We start from the raw sequence: 26,088 nt of genomic DNA on the forward strand, positions 1-26,088 counted from the left end.
AGGAGACCTATAAAATGACCGAAGCTACTTTCAAACCAAAAAAATCCGTCGCCCTGTCCGGCGTCACCGCTGGTAATACCGCACTGTGCTCCGTCGGCAAAACCGGCAACGATCTGCACTACCGCGGCTACGATATCCTGGACGTCGCCAGCACCTGCGAGTTCGAAGAAATCGCCTACCTGCTGGTGCACGGCAAACTGCCGACCGCCGCCGAACTGAAAGGCTACAAGACCAAACTGCGTTCGCTGCGCGGCCTGCCTGCGTCGTTGAAAGCCGCGCTGGAAGCACTGCCAGCATCGGCCCACCCGATGGACGTGATGCGCACCGGCGTCTCGGTACTGGGCTGCACGCTGCCGGAAAAGGACGACCACAACGTGCCGGGCGCGCGCGACATCGCCGACCGCCTGATGGCTTCCTTCGGTTCGATGCTGCTGTACTGGTACCACTTCAGCCACAACGGCAAGCGCATCGACGTTGAAACCGACGACGACTCCATCGGCGGCCACTTCCTGCACCTGCTGCACGGCGAGAAGCCGTCCGAAAGCTGGGTGCAGGCGATGCACACTTCGCTGATCCTGTACGCGGAACACGAGTTCAACGCCTCCACCTTCACCAGCCGCGTCATCGCCGGCACGGGTTCGGACATCCACTCCGCCATCACCGGCGCGATCGGCGCGCTGCGCGGCCCTAAACACGGCGGCGCCAACGAATTCGCCTTCGAGATTCAGAAACGCTACGAAAACGCCGACGAAGCCGAAGCGGACATCCGCAACCGCGTCGCCAACAAGGAAGTCGTGATCGGCTTCGGCCATCCGGTGTACACCATCTCCGATCCGCGCAACGTCGTCATCAAGGAAGTGGCGCGCAAGCTGTCGCAGGAAGCCGGCTCGATGAAGATGTTCGACATCGCCGAACGCCTGGAAACCGTCATGTGGGACATCAAGAAGATGTTCCCGAACCTGGACTGGTTCTCGGCCGTGTCGTACCACATGATGGGCGTGCCGACCGCGATGTTCACGCCGCTGTTCGTCATCTCGCGCACCTCCGGCTGGGCTGCGCACATCATCGAGCAGCGCATCGACAACAAGATCATTCGTCCAAGCGCGAACTATGTCGGTCCTGAAGACCTGAAGTTCGTCCCGATCAAGGACCGCAAATAATGAACACCCAATTCCGCAAACCCCTGCCGGGCACCAAGCTCGATTACTTCGACGCGCGCGCCGCTGTCGACGCGATCCAGCCAGGCGCCTGGGCCAAGCTGCCTTACACCTCGCGCGTACTGGCCGAAAACCTGGTGCGCCGCTGCGATCCGGCGACGCTTAACGCCTCGCTGTCGCAGCTGATCGAACGCAAGCGCGACCTGGACTTCCCATGGTTCCCCGCGCGCGTGGTGTGCCACGACATTCTCGGCCAGACCGCGCTGGTCGACCTGGCCGGCCTGCGCGACGCGATCGCGCTGCAAGGCGGCGATCCTGCGCTGGTTAATCCGGTGGTGCCGACCCAGCTGGTGGTCGACCACTCGCTGGCGGTGGAATGCGGCGGCTTCGATCCCGATGCCTTCGACAAGAACCGCGCCATCGAAGACCGCCGCAACGAAGACCGTTTCGACTTCATCAACTGGACCAAGAAGGCGTTCAAGAACGTCGACGTGATCCCGCCGGGTAACGGCATCCTGCACCAGATCAATCTGGAGCGCATGTCGCCTGTCATTCAAGCGGTGGACGGCGTGGCCTTCCCGGATACGCTGGTCGGCACCGACTCGCACACCCCGATGGTCGATGCGCTGGGCGTGATCGCCATCGGCGTCGGCGGGCTGGAAGCGGAGAGCGTGATGCTGGGCCGCGCATCGTGGATGCGTCTTCCGGACATCATCGGCGTCGAGCTGACGGGCAAGCCGCAAGCCGGCATCACCGCCACCGACACTGTGCTGGCGCTGACCGAATTCCTGCGCAAGCAGAAGGTCGTTTCGTCGTACCTGGAGTTCTTCGGCGAAGGCGCTTCGCACCTGACCTTGGGCGACCGCGCGACCATCTCCAACATGGCGCCGGAATACGGCTCCACCGCCGCGATGTTCTACATCGACGAGCAAACCATCAAATACCTCAAGCTGACCGGCCGCGATGATGAACTGGTCAAGCTGGTGGAGACCTACGCGAAGGAAACCGGCCTGTGGGGCGAAGCACTGAAGACCGCGGAATACGAGCGCGTGCTGAAGTTCGACCTGTCGTCGGTGGTGCGTACCATCGCCGGTCCGTCGAATCCGCACAACCGCGTGCCGACCTCCGAGCTGGCCGCACGCGGCATCAGCGGCGTGGTGGAGAACGAGCCTGGCCTGATGCCTGACGGCGCCGTCATCATCGCGGCCATCACCAGCTGCACCAACACCAACAACCCGCGCAACATGGTCGCCGCAGGCCTGCTGGCCCGCAACGCCAACGCGCGCGGCCTGACCCGCAAGCCTTGGGTGAAAAGCTCGCTGGCGCCCGGCTCCAAGACCGTGACGCTGTACCTGGAAGAAGCGGGCCTGATGCCCGAGCTGGAGCAGCTGGGCTTTGGCGTGGTCGCTTACGCTTGCACCACCTGCAACGGCATGTCCGGTGCGCTCGATCCGGCGATCCAGAAGGAAGTGATCGACCGCGACCTGTACGCCACCGCTGTGTTGTCGGGTAACCGCAACTTCGATGGCCGCATCCACCCATACGCCAAGCAGGCCTTCCTGGCTTCGCCGCCGCTGGTGGTGGCCTACGCCATCGCCGGCACGATCCGCTTCGACATCGAGAAGGACGTTCTCGGCCTCGACGCCAACGGCCAGCCGGTCACGCTGAAGGACATCTGGCCGACCGACGAAGAGATCGATGCGCTGGTCGCGTCCAGCGTCAAGCCGGCGCAGTTCAACAAGGTCTACATCCCGATGTTCGCCAAGCAGGAAGACGACGGCATCAAAGTGAAGCCGCTGTACGACTGGCGTCCGCAGACCACCTACATCCGCCGTCCGCCGTACTGGGAAGGGGCGCTGGCTGGCGCTCGCCCACTGAAAGGCATGCTGCCGCTGGCGGTCCTGGGCGATAACATCACCACCGACCACCTGTCGCCGTCGAACGCGATCATGCTCAATAGCGCTGCCGGCGAATACCTGGCGAAAATGGGCCTGCCGGAAGAGGACTTCAATTCCTACGCCACCCACCGCGGCGACCACCTGACCGCGCAACGCGCCACCTTCGCCAATCCGACGTTGAAGAACGAAATGGTGCGCGACGCCGACGGCAAGGTCAAAGCCGGTTCGCTGGCACGCGTGGAGCCGGAAGGCAAGGTCACCCGCATGTGGGAAGCCATCGAGACCTACATGGAGCGCAAGCAGTCGCTGATCGTGATCGCCGGCGCCGACTACGGCCAAGGCTCGTCGCGCGACTGGGCGGCCAAGGGCGTGCGTCTGGCGGGCGTTGAAGCGATCGTGGCCGAAGGCTTCGAGCGCATCCACCGCACCAACCTGGTCGGCATGGGCGTGCTGCCGCTGGAGTTCCAGCCCGGCGTGAACCGCCTGACGCTGGCGCTGGACGGCACCGAGAGCTACGACGTGATCGGCGAGCGCACCCCGCGTTCGACGCTGACGCTGGTGGTCAACCGCCGCAACGGTGAGCGCGTCGAAGTGCCGGTGATCTGCCGCCTCGATACTGCGGAAGAAGTGTCGATCTACGAAGCGGGCGGCGTGCTGCAACGCTTCGCCCAGGACTTTCTTGAATCCGTAAAGGCTGCCTGATCATGGCTCACACACCTCAAATCAAGATCCCCGCCACGTATATGCGTGGCGGCACCAGCAAGGGCGTGTTCTTCCGCTTGCAGGATCTGCCGGCTGCCGCACAACAGCCGGGCGCCGCGCGCGACGCCTTGCTGCTGCGCGTGATCGGCAGCCCGGACCCATACGGCAAGCAGATCGACGGCATGGGCGGCGCCACCTCCAGCACCAGCAAGTCGGTGATCCTGGCCAAGAGCAGCAAGCCCGATCACGATGTCGACTACCTGTTCGGCCAGGTCTCCATCGACAAGGCCTTCATCGACTGGAGCGGCAACTGCGGCAACCTGTCCGCAGCCGTTGGCGCCTTCGCCATCAGCGGCGGCCTGGTGGACGCGGACCGCATTCCGCCCGACGGCATGGCCGTGGTGCGCGTATGGCAAGCCAACATCGGCAAGACCATCATCGCCCACGTGCCGATCACCAACGGCGAAGTGCAGGAGACCGGCGACTTTGAGCTCGACGGCGTAACCTTCCCCGCAGCCGAAGTCCAACTGGAATTCATGGACCCGGCGGCGGAAGAGGAGGGCGCGGGCGGCTCGATGTTCCCGACCGGCCAACTGGTCGACGAGCTGGAAGTGCCAGGCGTCGGCACCATGAAGGCGACCATGATCAACGCCGGCATCCCGACCATCTTCGTCAACGCGGAAGACATCGGCTACCTCGGCACAGAACTGCAGGACGCCATCAACAGCGATCCGAAGGCGCTGGCACGCTTCGAGCTGATACGCGCGCACGGTGCGCTGCGCATGGGCCTCATTCACCATATCGACGACGCGGCCACGCGCCAGCATACGCCCAAGGTGGCCTTCGTCGCCAAGCCGGCGCCGTACACCTCGTCCAGCGGCAAGCAGGTCGCCGCGACCGACGTTGACCTGTTGGTGCGCGCCATGTCGATGGGGAAGCTGCACCACGCGATGATGGGCACCGCCGCTGTGGCCATCGGCACCGCTGCGGCGATACCGGGCACGCTGGTGAACCTGGCGGCCGGCGGCGGCGCGCGCACGGCGGTGCGTTTCGGCCATCCATCCGGCACGCTGCGGGTGGGCGCGGAAGCGACGCAGCAGAACGGCGAGTGGAGCGTGACCAAGGCGGTCATGAGCCGCAGCGCACGCGTGTTGATGGAAGGTTGGGTACGCATCCCCGGCGACACGTTCTAAGCTGAACACACCATAACGGAGGAGACATGAATTACGCTGATTTTTATCAGCGCTCTATCGTCACGCCTGAACAATTCTGGCAGGACGAATCAGCGCTCATCGACTGGAACGCCCCATGCACGAAAGTGCTGGATTATTCTCATCCTCCGTTCGCCAAGTGGTTCGTCGGCGGGCAGACCAATCTGTGCCACAACGCCGTGGACCGCTGGTGCGCCAGTCAGGGCGACCAGCCCGCGCTGATCGCCATCTCCACCGAAACCAATACGGAACGCAGCTACTCCTTCAACGAACTGCGCATCGAGGTCGAACGCTGCGCCGCGATAATGCAGGCGTTGGGCGTCGGCAGGGGCGACCGCGTGCTGATCTACATGCCGATGATCGCCGAAGCGGCATTCGCGATGCTGGCCTGCGCCCGCATCGGCGCGATACACTCGGTGGTGTTCGGCGGGTTTGCCGCCAACAGCCTGGCCAGCCGCATCGACGATGCGCGGCCTGTGCTGATCATTTCGGCCGATGCCGGTTCGCGCAACGGCAAGGCCATCCCCTACAAGCATTTGCTGGACGAGGCAATCGAACTGTCGTCCGCCAAGCCGGCCAAGGTGCTGCTGGTGGACCGCAAGCTGGCGCCGATGGCGCTGGTGGCCGGCCGCGACGAAGACTGGGCCAGCCTGCGCGCCGCCCACATGGACGCGCGCGTACCGGTGACCTGGCTGGAGTCGAACGAGCCGTCCTACATCCTGTACACCTCCGGCACCACCGGCAAGCCGAAAGGCGTGCAGCGCGACGTCGGCGGCTACGCGGTGGCGCTGGCCTCGTCGATGAAGTACAACTTCTGCGGCAAGGCCGGCGAGACCTTCTTCGCCACCTCCGATATCGGCTGGGTGGTCGGTCATTCCTACATCGTCTACGGCCCGCTGATCGCCGGCATGGCGACCATCATGTACGAAGGCTTGCCCATCTGTCCGGACGCCGGCATCTGGTGGAGCATCGTCGAGAAGTACAAGGTCACGCGCATGTTCTCGGCGCCGACGGCGATCCGCGTGCTGCGCAAGCAACCGCCGGAATTCATGCGGAAGTACGACCTGTCGTCGCTGCGCGCGCTGTACCTGGCCGGCGAACCGCTCGACGAAACCACGTCGCAATGGATACACGATGAGCTGGGCGTGCCCATCATCGACAACTACTGGCAGACCGAAACCGGCTGGCCCATCCTGTCGATCGCCAAGGGCGTCGAAGACAATCCGACGCGCCTGGGCAGCCCCGGCGTGGCGATGTACGGCTACAAGGTCAAGCTGCTCAACGAATCGACCGGCGAGGAGTGCGCCGCCAACGAGAAGGGCGTGGTGGTGATCGATGGCCCGCTGCCACCGGGCTGCATGCAGACCGTGTACGGCGACGACCAGCGATTTGTCGATACCTACTGGTCCACCTTCGACGGCCAGCAGGTGTATTCGACCTTCGACTGGGGCGTGCGCGATGAAGACGGCTACTACTTCATCCTTGGCCGCACCGACGACGTGATCAACGTCGCCGGCCACCGTCTCGGCACGCGCGAGATCGAGGAATCCATCTCCAGCCACGCCAACGTTTCCGAGGTGGCGGTGGTGGGCGTGGAGGACAAGCTCAAAGGCCAGGTGGCGGTTGCCTTCGTCATCGTCAAGGACGTGACGCGTGTCGCCAGCGAGGAAGGCTGTGCGGCGCAGGAGCGCGAAATTCTCGGCGTGGTCGATCATCAGCTGGGCGCTGTCGCGCGGCCGTCGCGCGTGTATTTCGTGCCGCAGTTGCCGAAGACCCGCTCCGGAAAATTGTTGCGCCGTTCGATCCAGGCCATCTGCGAAGGACGCAATCCTGGCGACCTGACGGCGATCGAAGATCCGGCTTCGCTCCAGCAGATACAACGTGTTCTGCAGGCGGGTGTGGCGAAATAGTGTGCGCGTAAGGGACCGGTAAGTCTCGCTGTCTATTGTGGTTACAAACAACACAGGAGACACGCAATGCATGACGATCTGGTTCAAAAAATAAAGCGGGACCCCAACTACCATCAGCTGGTCAGGGCCCGCTCCCGTTTCGGCTGGGTGCTGACGGCGGTAATGATGTTGGTCTATTACGGCTACATCCTGTTGATCGCTTTCGACAAGGAACTGCTGGCGTCGAAGACCGGCGCCGGCGTGATGACGTGGGGGATGCCGATCGGCCTGTTTGTGATCGTGTTCACGGTGCTGGTGACCGGCCTGTATGTACGCCGCGCCAACAAGCAGTTCGACGACCTGACCCACGCCATTCAAGAACGGGTGCGGGCATGAGCGCCGCCCAACGCATGCTGCGCGGGCTCGCCGCGTTGACGCTGCTGGGCGCCAGCGGTGCGGTGCTGGCGGCCGGAGCGGATCTCGGCCAGGCGGTGAAGCAGCCGGTTAACTGGACCGCGATCACCATGTTCGGCGCGTTCGTCATCTTCACGCTGTTCGTGACCAAATGGGCGGCGGCCAAGACCAAGTCGGCATCCGACTTCTACACAGCCGGCGGCGGCATCACCGGCTTCCAGAATGGCCTGGCCATCGCCGGCGACTACATGTCGGCGGCGTCCTTCCTCGGCATCTCCGCAGCCGTGTTCCTCAACGGTTACGATGGTTTGATCTACGCCATCGGTTTCCTGGTCGGCTGGCCGGTGATCACCTTCCTGATGGCGGAGCGCCTGCGCAACCTGGGCCGCTTCACCTTTGCCGATGTCGCCGCCTACCGCTTCAAGCAGGCGCCGATCCGCATCTTCTCCGCTTCCGGCACGCTGGTGGTGGTGGCGTTCTACCTGATCGCGCAGATGGTCGGCGCGGGGCAGTTGATCAAACTGCTGTTCGGTCTCGAATACTGGATCGCGGTGGTGCTGGTCGGTTCGCTGATGATGATCTACGTGCTGTTCGGCGGCATGACCGCCACCACCTGGGTGCAGATCATCAAGGCGGTGATGCTGCTGGGCGGCGCCACCTTCATGGCCTTCGTGGTGATGGCGCAGTTTAACTTCAGCCCCGAGGCGCTGTTCGCCAAATCGGTCGAGATCCACGCCAAGAAGGACGCCATCATGGGCCCCGGCACCTTCATCAAGGATCCGGTGTCGGCGATCTCGTTTGGCATGGCGCTGATGTTCGGCACCGCCGGTCTGCCGCACATCCTGATGCGCTTCTTCACCGTGCCGAGCGCGAAGGAAGCGCGCAAGTCGGTGTTCTGGGCCACCAGCTGGATCGCCTACTTCTACGTGCTGACCTTCATCATCGGTTTCGGCGCCATCGTTTTGGTGAGCACCAATCCCGAGTTCAAGGACGCCGCCGGCAAACTGCTGGGCGGGAACAACATGGCGGCGATCCACCTGGCCAAGGCCGTGGGCGGCAATGTCTTCCTCGGCTTTATCTCGGCCGTGGCTTTCGCCACCATCCTGGCGGTGGTGGCCGGCCTGACGCTGTCCGGCGCCTCGGCGGTATCGCACGACCTGTACGCCACCGTGATCAAGAAGGGCAAGGCCACTAGCGCCAAGGAACTGCATGTGTCGCGCCTGACCACCGTCGCGCTGGGTGTCGTCGCCGTCGTACTGGGCATCGTGTTCGAGAAGCAGAACATCGCGTTCATGGTGTCGCTGGCGTTCGCCATCGCTGCCTCGGCCAACTTCCCGGTATTGTTCATGTCGGTGTTGTGGAAGGACTGCACCACCCGCGGCGCCACCGTGGGCGGCTTCATCGGCCTGACCACCGCCGTGGTGCTGACCGTGGTGTCGAAATCGGTGTGGGTCGATGTGCTGGGCCATGCCGACGCGCTGTTCCCGTACGCGTCGCCGGCTATCTTCTCGATACCTGCGGCCTTCGCCAGCATCTGGCTGTTCTCGGTGCTGGACAAGAGTCCGCGTGCACGCATCGACCGTGCCGGCTACGAGGCGCAGGAAATGCGCTCGGAGACCGGTATCGGCGCTGCGGGAGCCGCCGCTCACTGATGTAATTGACAAGTGGTCAGATGACGACAATGCCCGGCTCTCCGGGCATTGTCGTTTTTAGGGGCGTCGCTCAGTACGCGCGATGGCTAATGCGCCCAATGTGGTTTATGATCTGCCAACTATGCTGCCGGTAAGTAACGGGCGAGGTGGCATCTTTTATTGGGTGCCATTGGTGTACATGAATCGAGTTTCGACCAATCCTGATTTCGTAGCTGACGCGCTGGCGCTGATCGGCGTTCCCGCGTGCGCCTATGGCACCGATGGCGTGGTGCTGGCTGCCAATCCGGAGCTGGTGGAATTGCTGGGTTTCGATCCCGGCGGCCGGCCGATGGCCGACCTGTTCGCGCGCCACGTGCGCGGCGCCAGCGTCGAAGCGCTCGAGGCGGCGCTGGAGGGCTCCAATGCGGGCCGGCGCTGGGACAGCTGCCTGACCTGCGCCAATGGTCAATACCTGTCGGTGCAGGCGTGGAGCAAGCCGCTGCCGGCCAGTTCGGCGGTGCAGGGCGCCACCATCGTCTTCCACGACATCAGCGCGGTGGAGCGCGACCAGCGCTCCCTGCGCAAGACGCTGCTGGAGCAGCAGGCCATCCTGGAGAACGCCGCCGTCGGCATCCTGTTCAGCAAGGACGGGGTTATCCAGGAGTGCAATATCCGCTGCGCCGAAATGCTGGGCTACAGCCGCCAGGAACTGGAGGGCGTGGCCAGCGTCACCGTCTATCCGAGCGAAGCGGACTTCGTCGACCTGGGCCGCAAGGCCAGCCCGCCGCTGTCGCAGGGACTGTCCTTCATGCAGGAGGCGCAGTTGCGCCGCAAGGACGGCTCGCTGTTCTGGGCCCGCCTGTTCGGCCGCGCCATCGATCCTATCCACACCGCCGAAGGCACGGTATGGATCATGGAAGACATCAACGAGCACCGTATCGACGAAGAGAAGCTGCGCCGCGCGCTGCTGGAGATGCAGGCCATCATGGACAGCGCGCCGCTGGCGATCGGCTTCCAGCGCGATAACCGCATCCTGCGCTACAACCACCGCTTCGCCGAATTCTTCGGCTTCAACGACGACGGCGGCGTCGGCCAGCTGACGTCGACGCTGTATCCGTCGCAGGAAGCGTTCGACGCGGTGGTGCGCAAGGCACGGCCGCTGCTTGCGCGCGGCAAGCCGTACCAGGCCGAGATGGAGATGCGGCGCCAGGACGGCTCGACCTTCTGGGCGCACGCCTTCGGCTACGTGATCAATCCGGGCCGCACGCAGCAGGACACCATCTGGATCTTCGACGATCGCAGCGCGCAGAAACAGCATGAAGAGGCGACTCGCCAGCTGCTGCTGGAGCAGAAGGCGATCCTGGACAATGCGTCGGTCGGCATCCTGTTCAGCAAGGCGCAGGTCATGTTGAGCTGTAATCCGCGCATGGCGGAGATGTTCGGCTACGACATCGACGAAATGGTGGGACAGCCGTCGGCCATGGTGTTCCCGTCGCAGGAGCGCTACGAGGAATTCGGCCGCGAGGCTGCGCCGCTGCTGGGCACCGGCCAGCCGTTCGAGAAAAAGGAATACGAGTTCAAACGCAAGGACGGCAGCGTGTTCTGGTGCCGCGTGCGCGCCAAGGCGGTGGACGATGCGCACAGCGAAGGCGGCACCATCTGGATCCTGGAGGACGTGACCGGCACGCGCCAGACGCAGATGGAGGTCGAGGCCATCATGACCAACGCCTCGATGAGCATCCTGTTCACCAAGAACCGCGTCATCACGCGCTACAACCGCGGCTTCGCCGAGATGTTCCGCTACGAGGGCGACGCCGGCCTGGGCCTGCCCGGCCGCGCGCTGTATCCGTCGCAGGAATCCTACGACAAGCTGGGCGCGCAGGCCTATCCCTTCCTGTCGATCGGCAAGCCGTTCCAGATCGAGATGGAGATGCGCCGCTCCGACGATACCTTGATGTGGGCGCAGCTGATCGGCTACGTGGTCAATCCCGAAGATCCGACCCAGGGCACGATCTGGGTGATCGAGGACCGCACCGAGCAAAAGCGCGCCGAGGAATCGCTGCGCAACGCGCTGCTGGAAAACCAGGCCATCCTGGACAGCGCGGTGCTGGGCATCTCGGTGGTGGAGCAGGGCCGCAACCTGCGCTGCAACGCCAAGATGGAGGAGTTGTTCGGCTACGCGCCCGGCGAGATGAACCAGCTGAGCGTGCAGGCCTTCTATGCCGACAAGGATGCATGGGAAGCGGCGCGCGCCGCCACCGCCGACGACTTCCACGCCGGCCGCGTGCACGCCTCCGAATACCAGCTGGTGCGCAAGGACGGCAGCACGTTCTGGGGGCGGCTGTCCGGCCGTCCGTTCGACCTGGCGCAGGCCACCGGGCGTTCGGTGTGGCTGGTGGACGACATCACCGAGCGGCGCGAGGCGGCCGAAGCGGTCAGCCGCGCGCGCGACGACCTGGAAGTGCGGGTGCTGGAACGCACCGCCGAACTGGCCGGCGCCAACGCGCTGCTGCAAGGCGAGATCGTCGAGCGCCGCCAGGCCGAGGCGCGCGTGCACCACATGGCCTACCACGACAGCCTGACCGGCCTGCCGAACCGCGCGCTGCTGTCGGACCGGCTGGACCGCGCCATGCTGGCGGCGCAGCGTTCCGAGCGCCGGCTGGCGGTGATGTTCATCGACCTTGACCGCTTCAAGACCATCAACGATTCGCTCGGCCACATGACCGGCGACCAGCTGCTGAAGGAAGTGGCGAGCCGCCTGTGCCGCGCGGTGCGCGCCAGCGACACCGTGGCCCGCCTGGGCGGCGACGAGTTCGTGGTGCTGGTGCCTGGCATCCGCTCGTCGGAAGAGGCCAGCCACGTGGCGGAGAAGATCATCGAGGCGCTGTCGGACAGCTTCCCGCTCGAGGGCCGCAACCTGCACATCACGCCGTCGATCGGCATCTGCGTGTATCCGGACGACGGCGGCGACGTCGAGACGCTGATGCGCCACGCCGACGCCGCCATGTACCACGCCAAGGCCAGCGGCAGGAACAACTACCAGTACTTCAAGGAGGCGATGAACCAGACGGCGGCTGCGCACTTCGAGCTGGAGTCCAGCCTGCGCGGCGCGCTGGCGCAGGACGAGTTCGAGCTGCACTTTCAGCCGATCATGGACATCGGCACGCGCCGCCTGCACACCATGGAGGTGCTGCTGCGCTGGCGCCGCGGCGGCGGCGCGCTGGTGCTGCCGGACCACTTCATCCCCATCATCGAGGAGAACGGCCTGATCGTGCCGATCGGCGAGTGGGTGATACGCCAGGCCTGCGAGCAAAGCATGGCCTGGCTGCGCGCCGGCCTGGCGCCGGTGCCGCTGGCGGTGAACCTGTCGCCGCGCCAGTTCATGCATCGTGGGTTGATTGAGTCGATCCGCGCCATCCTCGATGAAACCGGCATCGATCCGTCGCTGATCGAATTCGAGATTACCGAGACGGCGCTGATGCAGCACGGCGAGCAGACGCTGGACATCCTGGGCCAGATCAACGCCATGGGCATCCGTCTGTCGATCGACGATTTCGGCACCGGCTATTCGAGCCTGGCCTACCTGAAGCGTTTCCCGGTCAAGAAGATCAAGATCGACCGCGCCTTCATCAAGGAATTGGAAGAGAGCGCGGAAGACCGCGCGATTGTGGCGGCGATCATCGCGCTGTCGGACAGCCTGCAGCTGTCGGTGGTGGCGGAGGGCGTGGAGACCGAGGGCCAGTACGCGCTATTGCAGCGCAACGGCTGCCAGTATGCGCAGGGCTATCTGTTCTCGCAGCCGGTGCCGCACGCGACGGCCCAGCTGCTGCTGCCAAGGCTCTAGCCTAGTCCAGCGTGGCGATCACGGGAGCGTGGTCGGACGGCTGCTCCCACTTGCGCGGTGCGCGGTCGATCACGCAGGCGCTGCAACGGGCCACCAGCGCCGGCGACAGCAGGATGTGATCGATGCGCAGGCCTTTGTTGAGGCGGAAGCCCAGCGCGCGGTAGTCCCACCAGCTGAACGATTTTTCCGGCTGTTCGAACAGGCGGTAGGAATCGGTCAGGCCGATGTCGAGCAAACGGGTGAGGGCGGCGCGCTCCTTGTCGGATACCAGCACCTGGCCGGCCCACGCGGCCGGATCGTGGACGTCGCGGTCTTCCGGCGCGATGTTGTAGTCGCCCAGCACCGCCAGTTGCGGATGCAGCGCGGCTTCTTCCTTGATCCAGTCGTGGAACGACGACAGCCAGCCCAGTTTGTACTCGTATTTGTCGGAGTCGACGCTTTGGCCGTTGGGCACGTAGGCGCACACCACGCGCACGCCATCGATGGTGGCGGCCAGGATGCGCTGCTGCGGGTCTTCGTAGCGCGGATTGTTCTTGATCACGTCGGCGATCGGCAGTTTGGACAGGATGGCGACGCCATTGTAGGTTTTCTGGCCGCTGTAGGCGACCTGATAGCCGGCGGCCTCGATGGCGGCTACCGGAAACTTGTCGTCCGTTAATTTTGTTTCTTGAATGCAGAGGACATCGATGGGGTTCTCCTCTAGCCATTTCAAGACGTGCGTCAGGCGAACGTTGAGTGAGTTAACATTCCATGTGGCTATTTTCATCTGAATCAGTGTCCTTGCGGGGTTTGGGGGAGGCGTTAGCCTGCATCACCGAATCTTACAGCATCTTGATTTAACACATAGGATTGTTAATTTGACGATTTTTATAAAAAAACATGAAAAAGTCTTTCGTGCGGGCACTGCCAGCGCCTAAAATGTTGCAAAATGTGTGAAATTAAAAAAAAATTGCTAGGAATGTCTCCTTGTTGTCAAAATAGAACGGTAAATAAAGACAAAATAAGCAAAAGAGAAATATACTGATACAAATTGGGTGGAAAACTTGTGTTTCCGTCGAGCAATCAAAAATAGTAGTGTCCAGGGTTCATTTTTGTGTTGTACATCAACAAGAAATGGTACTATAGGGAAATTACTTGTGGTTTTAACAGTGAATTGCGCGTAGCGCATTTACAAAGGAATTAAAATGCGAGCTGCATTCGAGACGTGGGCGCAGAAAGACGGTCACATCGTCCGACGCCGGGAAGACAAACCAGAGGAGTACCTGGTTTTTGAAACGCAACGCCGCTGGGTCATCTGGCAAGCTGCGTTGGAGCACGGCAAAACGCCGGGCGGCCGCAAGACGGCTGCGCAAAAGGAAGCCGCCGCGCTGGAAAAGGCCAAGGCTGCCGTTCAACGTCCGCCGGTCATCAATTCCGACGAGGCTGCGGTGCGCAACCAGGTGCTGAACGAAGTGCTGGACGCGTTCTCCACCCTGGGCGGCGAACGTGGCATGGACGATATCCTGAAAGTGGTACAGGGTCTGAAGAAGAAGCAGCAGGAGCAGGCGGAAGAGCGCATTGCTGCGGCTGAGCCGGTACGGCATAACGCCTGACCCGGATGCGCTTCAGGCACTACAAAGGGGGCCTCTACGAGCTGGTATGCGAGGCCACCCTGGAATCCGATCTGAGTACCATGATCGTTTATCGCGCCGCGAACGGATCCATCTGGACCCGGCCGAAAAACGTGTTTTTTGAAATAATCGACGTCGATGGCGTAAAAGTGCAACGCTTTACGCCTCTTGATTGAGCATATACAACCGCTCGCGGGCTGCTACACTGGTCTGACCCACTAACCCTGAGGCAGACCATGTATTTCCGTCCCGTTGCAGCCGCCGTTGCCAGCGCTTCCGCGCTGCTGTCCCTGTTGGCCGGCTGTGCTTCCCTGACTGAATCCACCCAACAAAACGTGCTGGTGCAGACCGTGCTCGATCATCGCGAGATCGCCGGCGTCGGCTGCGTGCTGTACAACGATGTTGGCAAATGGTTCGTGACCACGCCGGCGCGCGTTACGCTGCGCAAGAGCGCGGGCGCGCTGCGCATCGATTGCCAGAAAGAGGGCGCGGGCTGGGCCTACGAAAAGGTCGACTCCAAGGTGGACGGGAATCTGTGGGGGAATCTGGCGCTGACGGCGGGTGTCGGCTATTTCATCGACAAGAATACCGGCGCGGCCTATGACTATCCGGCCACGCTGACGGTGGTGATGCAGCCGGCGGTGGAGCGCGATGCGCTGCCGCCGCCGGCTGCGGGTGTTACCTTGTACTGATTACGTGCGCGTTTATGCCCGGTTAATCAGGAAGTTCGACAGCAGCGGTACCGGACGGCCGGTCGCACCTTTGGCGCCGCCCGATTTCCATGCGGTGCCGGCGATGTCCAGGTGGGCCCAGGTGTACTTGCGGGTGAAGTTCTCCAGGAAGGCCGCGGCGGTGCACGACGCGCCGCCCGGCGTGCCGATGTTGGCCAGGTCGGCGAAGTTGGACTTGAGCTGCTCGTTGTACTCTTCGCCGATCGGCAGGCGCCATGCGGTGTCGCCGGCGGCTTTGCCCGCGGCCATGATCTCGTCGGCCAGCTTGTTGTGGGTGTCGTCGTCGCGCGTGAACAGGCCGCTCTTGTGGTGGCCCAGGGCGACGATGCAGGCGCCGGTCAGCGTGGCGATGTCGATCACGGCGGCCGGGTTGAAGCGCTCGGCGTAGGCCAGCGCATCGCACAGCACCAGGCGGCCTTCGGCGTCGGTGTTGAGGATTTCGATGGTCAGGCCGTTCATCGAGGTGACGATGTCGCCCGGCTTGGTGGCGCGGCCGGAAGGCATGTTCTCGCAGGCGGCGATCACGCCGATCACGTTCAGCTTCAGGTTCATCTCGCCGATGGCGCGGAAGGTGCCGAGGACAGACGCCGCCCCACCCATATCGTACTTCATCTCGTCCATGCCTGGACCGGCCTTGAGCGAAATGCCGCCGGTGTCGAAGGTGATGCCTTTACCGACCAGCACCACCGGCGCGTCCTTGGGTTTGCCGCCCATGTGCTTGAGGATGATGAACTTCGGCGGTTGCTCGCTGCCGTTGGTCACGGACAGGAAGCTGTTCATCTTCAGTGCTTCCAGCTGTTTGCGGTCCAGCACTTCAACGTCGAACTTGTAGTCCTTGCCCAGCTTCTTGGCGGTGTTGGCCAAGTAGGTCGGGGTGCAGATGTTGGCCGACAGGTTGCCCAGTTCCTTGGTCAGGTCCATGCCGTTGGCGATCGCCTCGGCCTGGGCCAGCGCCAGCTTGGTGGCGGCGGTGTTCGGCACGGCCAGCGCGATTTTCTTCACGCCGGTCGGCGCCGGATCCTTCTTGCTCTTCTGGCCGTCGGTGCGGAACACGCTTTCGTGCGCGCTTTGCACCACGCAGCGGATCGCCCAATTGACGTCGCGCTCTTTCACTTCGGTCATCGGCAGTGCGATAATAGCGTCGCTCGCGCCCAGCGCGGAGAAAGCCTTCAGTACCGCGGACACGCCGCTGGCGAAATTCTTCTCGCTGACGCCATCGTCGCTACCCAGGCCGACCAGCAGCACGCGTTCGGCGCTCGCGCCTTTCACGCCGCGCAGCAGCAGGGTGGTGCCGGCTTTGCCGGAGATGTCGCCGGACTTCAGCGCAGCCGTGATTTCACCGGAGCCGTCGAGCGCCTTGGCGGCCTGCGACAGCTTCTTGTTCTCAAAGACCGCGACGGCGACGACGCCGGCTTTGGCCGAAGCGATGGTGTTTTTTGTGTCGAATGCTTTTATGCTAAAGTCCATTTGATTCTCCGTGTCGTGTACGAATTGCCAGCCTGTTTGCCAGGCTGTTATTTAACTTGTGGCCCTGTGAGGCCCTTAACTACCGAATTATAACTTTCGAATGATCTTTCAACGCGCCCTAAGACGTGAAATGGCAAGTGCCGCCGGCGCCACCTTCACCGTGCTGTTCAGCATATGCGTTACCTGGACCCTGATCGCCGTGTTGGGCCGGGCCGCAGGCGGCAAGGTCGCCTCCAGTGACGTCATCGCGCTGATCGCATTCGCAACGCTGAATTATCTGCCAACTATCCTCATCCTCACCAGCTTTATTTCAGTGCTGATGGTGGTCACGCGCAGCTACCGCGATTCCGAGATGGTGGTGTGGTTCGCCTCGGGCCTGAGCCTGACCAAATGGATAGCGCCGGTGCTGACCTTCGGCCTGCCGATGGTGCTGCTGACGGGCGCCCTGAGTTTCGTCGCCACGCCGTGGGCCAAGCAGAAAAGCTCGGAATACGTGGAGCGCTTCGAAAAACGCGAAGACCTGCAAAAGGTCTCGCCGGGCCAGTTCAAGGAATCGGCGTCGGCCAACCGCATCTTCTTCGTCGAAGGCGTGGCCGGCAAGACGGCCGTGGTGCAGAATGTGTTCGTCAACACGGTCGACGAACACGGCACCGCCGTCATCGTCGCGCGCGAGGGCGTGATCAACACCGGCGCCAAGGGCGAACGCTATCTGGTGTTGAAGAACGGCCGCCGTTACCAGGGCACGCCGGGCCAGTCGGACTTCCAGACCATGGAGTTCGAGAGCTACAGCATGCGCGTGACCAGCCAGACCCAGGACCTGGAGTCCGAGCGCAACACCGACGCCGAACCTATCATGGCGCTGCTGTCCGACACCACGGCCTTCGGCCGCGCGGAACTGTTGTGGCGCATCTCGTCGCCGGCCACCTGCCTGATCCTGATCCTGCTGGCGGTGCCGCTGGGCTTTGTCAATCCGCGCGCCGGCAGTTCGGCCAACCTGATCATCGCGCTGCTGATCTTCTTCAGCTACAGCAACGTGGTCAAGCTGGTCGAGGCCAGTGTCAAGCAGGGCAAGTCGTCGTTCGCGCTGTCCTGGTGGCCGCTGCACCTGGTCGCGGTGCTGCTGGTGTTCGCGCTGTTTGCCTGGCGCCTGAACCTTAACCATCGCTACCATCCGCTGGCATTGCTGGCGGCGCTGAAGCGCTCGCGCGCAGCCGGCAAGAAAGCTGTCACGCCATGAAAATCCTGCAACGCTATTTCGCCGTCTCGATCCTGAAGGCGGTGGCCTTCGTGCTGGTCGGCTTCCTCGGACTGCAAGCCTTCATGGACCTGACGGGCGAGCTGCCTTCGGTCGGCAAGAACGGCTATGCCATCCAGTACGCCTTCCTGTATGTGCTGGTGCAGCTGCCGGCCCACGTGTATGAAGTGATGCCGCTGGCGGCGCTGATCGGCACTATCATCACCATGGCGCAGTTCGCGGCGACGTCGGAATTCACCATCATGCGCGCCTCCAGCATGTCGACCGGGATGGTGGCGTGGATGCTGGCCAAGATCGGCTTCGTGCTGGTGATCGTCACCTTCATCTTCGGCGAGCTGATTGCGCCGCGCACCGCGCCGCTGGCCGAGAAGATCAAGCTGAGCGCGCGTGGCGCCGCGATCTCGTCGGAGTTCCGCTCCGGCCTGTGGACCAAGGATATCGTCAAGTCCGACGGCATGACCGGCACCGTGACCGGCTCGCGCTTCTTCAACGTGCGCCAGGTGAAGCCGGACGGCACGCTGGTCGACGTCAAGCTGTACGAGTTCGACACCAGCTTCCGCCTGCGCTCGATCACGCTGGCCAAGATCGGCACCTTCAAGGGCAGTAACAACTGGCAGCTGTCGGATGTGACGGAAAATATCTTCACTAATCCGGCGCTGCTCAAACCGGGCAGCGAGGCCAACCTGGCCAACAACTTCGCCCAGGGCACCAGCCTGATCGAGACCCGCCACAGCGCCACCAAGGACCTGCTGTCCGAAGTGACGCCGAAGATCCTGTCGGTGGCCGGCTCCGATCCGGAGCGCATGTCGGCCAATGAACTGGCGGTCTACACCCGCCACCTGCAGGAGAACAAGCAGGAGACCGAGCGCTTCAAGATCGCGTTCTGGAAGAAGCTGTTCGACCCGCTGGCGATCTTCGTGCTGATGGCGCTGGCGCTGCCGTTCGGCTACCTGCACACGCGCAGCGGCGGCGTGAGTCTGAAGATTTTTGTCGGTATCATGATCGGTGTCAGCTTCCAGTTGGTGAACACGCTGTTCTCGCATCTGGGCCTGCTGAGCACCTGGCCGGCGGTGGTCACGGCGATCGCCCCGAGCCTGTTATTCCTGCTGCTGGCGCTGGGCGCCTTGTGGTGGGTGGAGCGACACTAGATGAGCAAGCAAGCACTGGTTCTATTTGCGCACGGCGCCCGCGCCGCATCCTGGGCGGCGCCGTTCGAGCGGCTGCGCGACCTGACGCAGGCGCGTACGCCTGAGATACGCGTGTCGCTGGCTTTCCTCGAGCTGATGACGCCGCGCCTGCCGGAGCTGGTGGCCGATCTGACCGCCGACGGCGTCACGCAGATCACCGTGGTGCCGGTGTTCCTGGGGCAGGGCGGCCATGTGCTGCGCGACCTGCCGCTGATGGTCGAGCAATTGCGCATCGATCATCCGCAGGCGACCATCAACGTGGTCGAAGCGGCCGGCGAGAACGCGGCCGTGCTCAACGCCTTGTCCGACTACTGCGTGGCCTCGCTGTCAGCGCAGGCGGCGCCAGACTGACAGCGGAATTTGCCCGTCCGGCCTGGCCGGCACGCGGTAGCTGAGTTCATCCCCGTTCAATTCGTAGCTGCGTTTCTGCTGCGTTCCCTCCCAGTTTGAAAAGGCCGCGCTGGCGATGCTGAAGGTCAGCGTATGCGCCTCGCTGTCGATGGCGATGGTGCCGAAGTGCGTGCTCGAGCCGAAGACGGCGGCCTCGAATTCGGCCGGCGTGCCGCTTTTCTTGTCGCCGCCGGTGAAGCGCGGCCGGTCGGCGCGGTAGATCTGCACGCTGTAGCGGCCCTGTCGATCGATCATCATCAGTCCGGCGGGGGCGTCGCCGTAGTCGCGCACGCGGGTGCCGTCGGGTAGTATGCGGTCGGCGGCGACCAGCGTCCAGGTACCTGCCAGCGGAAAGTCTGGCGCGCCGGCGCCGGCCTGGGTGGCAGGCACCCACATGGCGAGGAAAAATAATCGGTTCAGCAGTTTCATGGGGATCTCCCTGGTGACGATGCTGTCACGATAGCGGCAAAACCACTTGAACGAAATTGGCGAAATTCGCCCGGGATATGTGCATAATTGCACAATGAACCAACCAGACTGGGATCACCTGCGTTATTTCCTCGCGCTGCACGACGCCGGCACCTTAAGCGGCGCCGCGCGCGCAGCCGGCGTCGAACACACCACTGTGGCGCGGCGCATCGATGCGCTGGAGTCGGCGTTGGCGGTGAAGCTGTTCGACCGTTTTCCCAAAGGCTGGTCGCTGACGGCGGCCGGCAAGGCGCTGGTGCCGCATGCGCGCATGATGGAAGAGAGCTTGCACGGCCTGATGCGGGCTGCCAGTGGCGCCGCCACCCTGAATGGCAAGGTGCTGGTGTCGGCGCCGCCGGCGCTGACTGCATATCTGCTGGCGCCGCGTCTGAGGCCGGCGCTGTTACGCCTGCCCGGCATCGAGCTGGATTTGCGTGGCGAGGCCCGCGAGACGGACTTGATGCGGCGCGAATCGGATATCGCGCTGCGCTTCAAGCGCCCAGAGGCGCCGGGGCTGGCGGTGCGGGCGCTGACGACGGTGGGGTATCGGCTGTATGCCAGCGCAGCCTATCTCGCCGCGCGCACGCCGCAGCAATGGGAGTTTGTCGGCTACGATGAGCTGATGAAGGATACGCCGCAGCAGCAGTGGCTGGACAAGATACGGAACGGCCGCCGCTACTGTCTGCGCTCCAATGACCTGGGCACGCTGTACCAGTCGGTGGCGGCCGGTTGCGGCGTGGCGGTGTTGCCGGAGTATCTGTTCAACATGCGGCTGGGCGACCTGGTCGCCATCGACACGCCGGCCTGCCCGGTCAGGCGCAAGCTGTGGATCGTCATGCACGAGGATGTGCGGCGCGCCGCGCCGGTGCGCGCGGTGGCCGACGAGTTGATCGCGCTATTTACTTCCTAGGTACGATCTTGATCTCGTACAGCTTGGGCCACAGCTTGCCGGTGACGAACAGGCGCTTCTTCTCGGCGTCCCAGGCGATGCCGTTCATGACGTTTTCGCCGTTGAGCCCTTTGCCGGCGTCCGGGTACAGCTTGCCCAGGTCGATCCAGCCGGTGATCTTGCCGTTGGCCGGATCGATGCGGGCGATGGTGTTGGTGTGCCACAGGTTGGCGTAGATTTCGTCGCCCACCACTTCCAGCTCGTTGACCTGGTTGACCGGAATGCCGTCCGCCGTCACCTTCACGCGGCGCACTTCGAGGAAGGTCTTGGGATCGAGGAAGCGCAGCGTGGCCGTGCCGTCGCTCATGATCAGTTCCTTGCCGTTCTGTGTCAGGCCCCAGCCTTCGCCGGGGTAGGCGAACTGGCTGCGCATCTCGAAGGTGGCGAGGTCGAACACGAAGCCGGTCTGGGTCTGCCAGGTCAGGCCGACCAGCGTATCCTTCCATACCGTCAGGCCTTCGCCGAAATACTGCGGCGGGATGTCTTTGCTCTGCAGGACCTTGCCGGTCTCCAGGTTCACCTTGCGGATCGACGATTTGCCATTCAGGCCGGTGCTCTCGTACAGGAAGCCGTCGCGGTACAACAGGCCTTCGGTGAAGGCTTGCGGATCGTGCGGGTAGGCGTGGACGACCTTGAAATCGTAGGTCGGGATGGCGGCGGGAGCGCTGGCGGCGGCCGGCAGCAGAAGTATTGCGGGAATGAGCAGGGTGTGGGCGTAGTTCGTTTTCACTATTCGGTCGCTGATGAGTTTTCGAGTTCGATCATGGCGTCGAGCGTCGTGCCGGGGGCGTCGAGTTCGGCCTGGACGCAGGCGCGCGCTTCCGGCGACTGCACCAGCGTCACCGCCTGGCCGCGCGCCGCTTCCGCCGCAGCAGTATCGCCGCAGCCGGTCAGCAAGTCCAGCACCAGCGCCAGTTCGTTGACATAGTTGTACACCTCGGCCAGCAGGGCGGACATGCCGGCGGTGGTCAGCACGTTAAAGCCGGCGCGCCGCTCGTTGAGCAGGGCCGCCGCCTGCGCCAGGTGCTGCATCGGCTGCGGCAGGTGGCGGCTGGCCAGCGCGTAGTCGCCGCAGGCCATGATCGACGGCAGTGCGGAGCGGGCGCATTGCTGTGCCAGCGCTTGCGGCAGCTGCTGGAACAGATGGTAGGTGTTTTGCAGGTCGCCCAGCTTGTCGTTGATGGCGCGGATGTCGTTGAACAGGGCCTCGGCGGCGTCGCTGTCGGCCTGGGCCAGCAGGCGCTGGCTGTCGCGGTCGCGCAGCTCGACCAGTGCGCGGCGCGCCGGCAAGTGTTCTTCGGCCAGCTTGGCCCAGGCGCTCAGCACGTAGGACAGGCGCAGCGGCGCGGTTTCCGCGTCGGCGGCGCTGGCGTCGAACAACCAGATGTAGTCATTGAGCGCGCTATCGAAGGCGCCCTCGGAGTGGGCCTTCCATGCGCGTTCCAGCACTTCGTGAACAGTGTCCATTACTACCTCGTTTGGTTTGAATGGACATTCTATTACGGATCAGGCGCTCAGTTGCTGTACTGCTGAAGGGAGTTGTGCATCGTCGCTGTGCTGGTGGGCGCGGGTTTTCATCGCGTCGCCCAGCATCACCAGCACCGGGCCGTGGGCCGCGCCCAGGCCTTGCGCCAGCGAGGCGATGGTCAGGCGGCGGATATGCTGGTCCGGGCGGCTGCAGTTTTCGATCACGACCACCGGCGTGTCCGGCCGGCGGCCCTGCGCCAACAGGCGCTCCGCCGTGGCGATGGCTTCGCGGCCGCCCATGTACTGCACCAGCGTGTCGGTGTCGGGAATGGCGTCGTGGTCGGCGTGTTCCGGCGCGGTGGAGGAGGTGAAGAAGGCGACGCTGCGCGCGACGCCGCGTTTGGTCAGTGGCTGCTTGCTGGCGGCCGCTGCGGCCAATGCGGTGGTGATGCCGGGGACGACTTCCACCTCGATGCCTGCTTCTTCCAGCGCGCGCAGTTCCTCGTCGGCGCGGCCGAACAGCATCGGATCGCCGCCCTTGAGGCGCACCACCAGCTGGAACTTGTGAGCGTTGTCGACCATTTGCTTGTTGATGAACTGCTGCGCGGTCGACAGCTGGCCGCAGCGCTTGCCGACCAGGATTTTCTCGGCTTGAGGGCACAGCTCCAGCATCTCTTCGGTCACCAGGGCGTCGTGCAGCACCACGTCGGCTTGCGCCAGCAGGCGCGCGCCACGCAGGGTGATCAGGTCCTGGGCGCCGGGGCCGGCGCCGATCAGGTAGACTTTTCCAAGGGATGCCATCGCTGTTTCCTCTTACTTTATTCGCCGAGGCGGATCATGCCCGCTGCGACGGTCTGGTGCGTGACTTCATCGATCAGGATGAAGGCGCCGGTCGCGCGGATGTCGGCGTAGGCGTCGGCCGCCAGCGGCTGCTGCACGGTCAGGCCGATACGGGCGATGTCGTTCAGCTTCAGGCCTTCGGCGCTGTGGCGCTGCTGGGTGTTGATGTCCAACAGCGAGTCGATGCCGGTGATCTTGGCCGAGGTCTGCTTGGTGCCGTGCTTGATCCAGTACTTGCGGCGCTGGTCCAACGGCTCGTCGGACATCCAGCAGACGTCCGCCTTCAGCTGCTTGAGCAGGGTCGCAGGCTGGTCGGCGCCGGCCAGCAGGTCGCCGCGCGAGATGTCCAGGTATTCGTTCAGCAGCAGCGTGATCGACTGACCGACCACCGCCGATTGATGCGAACCTTCCAGCGTGACGATATCCTTGACGGTCGCGCTCTGGCCGGACGGCTGCACCACCAGCTTGTCGCCGACCGAAACCTTGCCGGCTTCAATGCGGCCCATGTAGCCGCGGAAGTCGTTGGCTTCGTGGCCGTTGTGGCGCGCCACCAGCTGCACCGGGAAGCGGAACGGCGCGTTGTGCGATTCGTCGTACACCGACAGCGATTCCAGCAGCTCGATCAGCGTCGGGCCCTTGTACCAGCTCAGTTTTTCGCTGGCGGCAACCACGTTGTCGCCGGTCAGGGCGGACAGCGGAATCGGCGTGATGTCCTTCAGGCCCAGCGTCTCGGCGAACTCGCGGTAGGCTTTGACGATGCGGTCGTAGATCGCCTGTTCGTAGTTCACCAGGTCCATCTTGTTGACGGCGACCACCACGTGCTCGATTTGCAGCAGGTGGGCGATGGTCGAATGGCGCTTGGTCTGGATCAGCAGGTCCACGCGGCCGTCTTCGTGCAGCTTCACTTTCGAGACGTCGATCAGGATGATGACTGCATCGGCGGTCGAGGCGCCGGTCACCATGTTGCGGGTGTACTGCTCGTGGCCCGGCGTATCGGCGATGATGAACTTGCGCTTCGGCGTGGCGAAGTAGCGGTAGGCCACGTCGATGGTGATGCCTTGTTCGCGTTCGGCTTCCAGGCCGTCGGTCAGCAGCGACAGGTCGACGGCGTCGCCGACGGTGCGCTTGTGCTTGGAGCGCGACATGGCGTCCAGCTGGTCGGCGAAGATGCCTTTGCTGTCGAACAGCAGGCGGCCGATCAGGGTGGACTTGCCGTCGTCGACGGAGCCGGCGGTGATGAAGCGCAGCAGTCCTCGCTCGATCAGTTGTTCGTTGTTGTCAATGCGAGCGTTCATCAGAAGTATCCTGCTTTCTTACGTTTTTCCATCGAAGCCTCGGAGGTCTGGTCGTCCATCCGGGTGGCGCCGCGTTCGGTGATTTGCGTGACTGCGGTTTCGGCGATGATCTGCTCCACCGTGGCAGCATCCGACGACACCGGGCAGGTGCAGGAGATGTCGCCGACGGTGCGGAAGCGCACCACTTGTGTTTCGACGGTCTCGCCTTCGCGTGCCGGGGTCAGATCGGTCAGCGGCACCAGCAGGCCGTTGCGCGGGATGACCTGGCGTTCGTGGGCGAAGTAGATCGGCGGCAGTTCCAGCTTTTCGCGGGCGATGTACATCCACACATCGAGTTCGGTCCAGTTCGAGATCGGGAACACGCGCATGTTCTCGCCCGGATGAACGCGGGTGTTATACAGGTCCCACAGTTCCGGGCGCTGCGATTTCGGATCCCATTGGCCGAATTCGTCGCGGAAGGAGAAGATGCGCTCCTTGGCGCGGGCCTTCTCTTCGTCGCGGCGGGCGCCGCCGATGCAGGCGTCGAAGCCGTGTTCGGCGATGGTTTCCAGCAGCGTGACCGCCTGCGCGGCGTTGCGCGAATCGGTCAGCGGATTACGCAGGCGCACCGTGCCTTTTTTGATCGACTCTTCGACCGAGCCGACGATCAGGCGTTCGCCCAGTTCGGCCACGCGCTTGTCGCGGAAGGTGATCACTTCGGCGAAGTTATGGCCGGTGTCGACGTGCACCAGCGGGAACGGGAATTTGCCGGGACGGAAAGCCTTCTCCGCGATGCGCAGCAGGACCACCGAGTCTTTACCGCCCGAGAACAGCAAGGCGGGGTTGCTGCACTCGGCCGCGACTTCGCGCATGATGTGGATCGCTTCCGATTCCAAAGCGTCGAGGTGGCGCGAATTCACGTGCGCGGCGTGGTTTTCAACTAGAGCGTTCATGGACTATGCCTATTCTTTTGTGTGGCGTGCTTATGCCGCCACGGATTTAATGCGTATCAGTTTGCCGTCGACCATGTGCAGGCCGCACTCTTTCGAATCCGGGTTCTCCCACCACCAGCGGCCGGCGCGGACGTCTTCACCCGGTTCGATGGCGCGCGTGCAGGGTGCGCAGCCGATCGATGGATAGCCCTGGTCGTGCAGCGCGTTGTACGGCACGCCGTTGTCGCGGATGTAGTTCCAGATGTCCGCCTCCGACCAGTCGGCCAGTGGATTGAACTTGGTCATGAGGTGGGCCGGATCGTCTTCTTCCACCATCAGCGAGGTGCGGGTGGCCGACTGCGCGCGGCGCTGGCCGGTGACCCAGGCCTTGTTGCCGGCCAGGGCACGGCCCAGCGGCTCGACCTTGCGGATGCGGCAGCACTCGCGGCGCATCTCGACGCTGTCGTAGAAGGCGTTCAGTCCGTTCTGGGCGACGTAGGCGTCGACCGCTTCGGTCTGCGGCTTGTACAGCGCGATCTCGTAGCCGTCGTAGTGCTCCTTGACGCGGTCCAGCATGGCCAGCGTTTCTGGATGCAGGCGTCCGGTCTCCAGCGAGAAGATGCCGATATCCAGTTTGGCTTTGAGGATCAAGTCGGTCAGCACCATGTCTTCGGCCGCCAGGCTGGAGGCGAAGACCGCCGGGCTGTGGTCCTTGACGATGCGCGCCAGCGTGGCGTTGGTGTCCGCAATCAGCTTATTCAGTTCACTCATG

Annotated in this window: 23 protein-coding genes; 14 read left to right on the forward strand and 9 right to left on the reverse strand. The window is 63.6% G+C overall.

All coding sequences use genetic code 11. The features are described from left to right. Positions 1–14: 14 nt before the first annotated feature. The 7 genes from prpC to RUGAMON1_RS27930 all read left to right on the forward strand — a co-directional run bounded on the left by prpC (position 15) and on the right by RUGAMON1_RS27930 (position 12,746). Complete coding sequence (gene prpC, locus RUGAMON1_RS27900; protein WP_116993016.1) at positions 15–1,160, forward strand: bifunctional 2-methylcitrate synthase/citrate synthase; 1,146 nt, start codon at positions 15–17, stop codon at positions 1,158–1,160. Continuing rightward, a complete protein-coding gene (gene acnD / locus RUGAMON1_RS27905; protein WP_445233570.1) occupies positions 1,160–3,757 on the forward strand; it encodes a Fe/S-dependent 2-methylisocitrate dehydratase AcnD in 2,598 nt (865 codons plus the stop codon). Before prpC ends, acnD begins: the two co-directional genes overlap by 1 nt. Before the next feature lie 2 nt (positions 3,758–3,759). Continuing rightward, entirely contained in the window at positions 3,760–4,950 is a 1,191-nt protein-coding gene (prpF, locus tag RUGAMON1_RS27910) for a 2-methylaconitate cis-trans isomerase PrpF (protein WP_445233571.1), read from the forward strand. A 26-nt stretch (positions 4,951–4,976) separates the two neighbouring features. After that, a complete protein-coding gene (locus RUGAMON1_RS27915) occupies positions 4,977–6,878 on the forward strand; it encodes a propionate--CoA ligase (protein WP_445233572.1) in 1,902 nt (633 codons plus the stop codon). A 66-nt stretch (positions 6,879–6,944) separates the two neighbouring features. Continuing rightward, complete coding sequence (locus tag RUGAMON1_RS27920) at positions 6,945–7,253, forward strand: DUF485 domain-containing protein (protein ID WP_445233573.1); 309 nt, start codon at positions 6,945–6,947, stop codon at positions 7,251–7,253. After that, positions 7,250–8,923: a cation acetate symporter gene (locus RUGAMON1_RS27925; protein WP_445233574.1), complete on the forward strand. Its 1,674-nt coding sequence runs from the start codon at positions 7,250–7,252 to the stop codon at positions 8,921–8,923. Before RUGAMON1_RS27920 ends, RUGAMON1_RS27925 begins: the two co-directional genes overlap by 4 nt. A 178-nt stretch (positions 8,924–9,101) precedes the next feature. Further along, positions 9,102–12,746: a sensor domain-containing protein gene (locus RUGAMON1_RS27930; protein ID WP_445233575.1), complete on the forward strand. Its 3,645-nt coding sequence runs from the start codon at positions 9,102–9,104 to the stop codon at positions 12,744–12,746. A 1-nt stretch (position 12,747) separates the two neighbouring features. On the opposite strand, the gene xth is transcribed toward RUGAMON1_RS27930, so the two are convergent. Continuing rightward, complete coding sequence (gene xth / locus RUGAMON1_RS27935) at positions 12,748–13,512, reverse strand: exodeoxyribonuclease III (protein ID WP_116993027.1); 765 nt, start codon at positions 13,510–13,512, stop codon at positions 12,748–12,750. 418 nt (positions 13,513–13,930) lie between these two features. Between xth and RUGAMON1_RS27940 the strand changes: the two genes are divergently transcribed. From RUGAMON1_RS27940 to RUGAMON1_RS27950, 3 genes are read left to right on the forward strand one after another with little or no spacing between them, the layout of a single operon-like run. Then, positions 13,931–14,338, forward strand: coding sequence for a phiTE_015 family protein (locus tag RUGAMON1_RS27940; protein WP_445233576.1), 408 nt, complete (start codon positions 13,931–13,933; stop codon positions 14,336–14,338). Between the two features lie 5 nt (positions 14,339–14,343). Then, positions 14,344–14,532: a DUF1653 domain-containing protein gene (locus RUGAMON1_RS27945; protein WP_445233577.1), complete on the forward strand. Its 189-nt coding sequence runs from the start codon at positions 14,344–14,346 to the stop codon at positions 14,530–14,532. A gap of 60 nt (positions 14,533–14,592) precedes the next feature. Next, the gene (locus tag RUGAMON1_RS27950) at positions 14,593–15,048 is read left to right on the forward strand and encodes a hypothetical protein (protein ID WP_445233578.1); all 456 of its coding nucleotides are present in this window, start codon (positions 14,593–14,595) and stop codon (positions 15,046–15,048) included. 12 nt (positions 15,049–15,060) lie between these two features. Here RUGAMON1_RS27950 and RUGAMON1_RS27955 read toward each other — a convergent pair whose 3' ends face one another. Continuing rightward, complete coding sequence (locus tag RUGAMON1_RS27955; RefSeq protein WP_445233579.1) at positions 15,061–16,554, reverse strand: leucyl aminopeptidase; 1,494 nt, start codon at positions 16,552–16,554, stop codon at positions 15,061–15,063. Positions 16,555–16,654: 100 nt separating this feature from the next. Here RUGAMON1_RS27955 and lptF point away from each other — a divergent pair, with 100 nt between their 5' ends. From lptF to RUGAMON1_RS27970, 3 genes are read left to right on the forward strand one after another with little or no spacing between them, the layout of a single operon-like run. After that, the gene (gene lptF / locus RUGAMON1_RS27960) at positions 16,655–17,791 is read left to right on the forward strand and encodes an LPS export ABC transporter permease LptF (protein WP_445233580.1); all 1,137 of its coding nucleotides are present in this window, start codon (positions 16,655–16,657) and stop codon (positions 17,789–17,791) included. Beyond that, positions 17,788–18,957, forward strand: coding sequence for an LPS export ABC transporter permease LptG (gene lptG, locus RUGAMON1_RS27965; protein ID WP_445233581.1), 1,170 nt, complete (start codon positions 17,788–17,790; stop codon positions 18,955–18,957). The genes lptF and lptG overlap by 4 nt, the downstream gene beginning before the upstream one ends. Beyond that, on the forward strand, positions 18,958–19,347 hold the full coding sequence (locus RUGAMON1_RS27970; RefSeq protein ID WP_445233582.1) for a sirohydrochlorin chelatase: 390 nt from the start codon (positions 18,958–18,960) through the stop codon (positions 19,345–19,347). It abuts the gene before it with no gap. On the opposite strand, the gene RUGAMON1_RS27975 is transcribed toward RUGAMON1_RS27970, so the two are convergent. Then, complete coding sequence (locus tag RUGAMON1_RS27975; protein ID WP_445233596.1) at positions 19,324–19,782, reverse strand: lipocalin-like domain-containing protein; 459 nt, start codon at positions 19,780–19,782, stop codon at positions 19,324–19,326. The two genes, RUGAMON1_RS27970 and RUGAMON1_RS27975, sit on opposite strands and share 24 nt — an antisense overlap. Positions 19,783–19,909: 127 nt before the next feature. Here RUGAMON1_RS27975 and RUGAMON1_RS27980 point away from each other — a divergent pair, with 127 nt between their 5' ends. Continuing rightward, positions 19,910–20,764, forward strand: coding sequence for a LysR family transcriptional regulator (locus tag RUGAMON1_RS27980; protein ID WP_445233583.1), 855 nt, complete (start codon positions 19,910–19,912; stop codon positions 20,762–20,764). Here the strand turns inward: RUGAMON1_RS27980 and RUGAMON1_RS27985 are convergent. The 6 genes from RUGAMON1_RS27985 to RUGAMON1_RS28010 are packed head-to-tail and all read right to left on the reverse strand — an operon-like array spanning position 20,754 to position 26,087. Next, on the reverse strand, positions 20,754–21,533 hold the full coding sequence (locus RUGAMON1_RS27985; RefSeq protein ID WP_445233584.1) for a glutaminyl-peptide cyclotransferase: 780 nt from the start codon (positions 21,531–21,533) through the stop codon (positions 20,754–20,756). The two genes, RUGAMON1_RS27980 and RUGAMON1_RS27985, sit on opposite strands and share 11 nt — an antisense overlap. Next, positions 21,533–22,270, reverse strand: coding sequence for a hypothetical protein (locus RUGAMON1_RS27990; RefSeq protein WP_445233585.1), 738 nt, complete (start codon positions 22,268–22,270; stop codon positions 21,533–21,535). Before RUGAMON1_RS27990 ends, RUGAMON1_RS27985 begins: the two co-directional genes overlap by 1 nt. A gap of 39 nt (positions 22,271–22,309) precedes the next feature. Next, complete coding sequence (cobA, locus tag RUGAMON1_RS27995; protein ID WP_445233586.1) at positions 22,310–23,071, reverse strand: uroporphyrinogen-III C-methyltransferase; 762 nt, start codon at positions 23,069–23,071, stop codon at positions 22,310–22,312. A gap of 17 nt (positions 23,072–23,088) precedes the next feature. Further along, positions 23,089–24,405 carry a sulfate adenylyltransferase subunit 1 gene (locus RUGAMON1_RS28000; protein ID WP_445233587.1) on the reverse strand — a complete coding sequence of 439 codons (1,317 nt, stop codon included), beginning with the start codon at positions 24,403–24,405 and terminating at the stop codon, positions 23,089–23,091. Next, a complete protein-coding gene (cysD, locus tag RUGAMON1_RS28005; protein ID WP_116993045.1) occupies positions 24,405–25,337 on the reverse strand; it encodes a sulfate adenylyltransferase subunit CysD in 933 nt (310 codons plus the stop codon). Before cysD ends, RUGAMON1_RS28000 begins: the two co-directional genes overlap by 1 nt. A 30-nt stretch (positions 25,338–25,367) precedes the next feature. Continuing rightward, on the reverse strand, positions 25,368–26,087 hold the full coding sequence (locus RUGAMON1_RS28010; RefSeq protein ID WP_445233588.1) for a phosphoadenylyl-sulfate reductase: 720 nt from the start codon (positions 26,085–26,087) through the stop codon (positions 25,368–25,370). Between the last annotated feature and the right edge of the window lies 1 nt (position 26,088).

This window comes from Duganella rhizosphaerae, from assembly GCF_040364205.1.
GTDB classification, from domain to species: Bacteria; Pseudomonadota; Gammaproteobacteria; order Burkholderiales; family Burkholderiaceae_D; genus Rugamonas; species Rugamonas rhizosphaerae.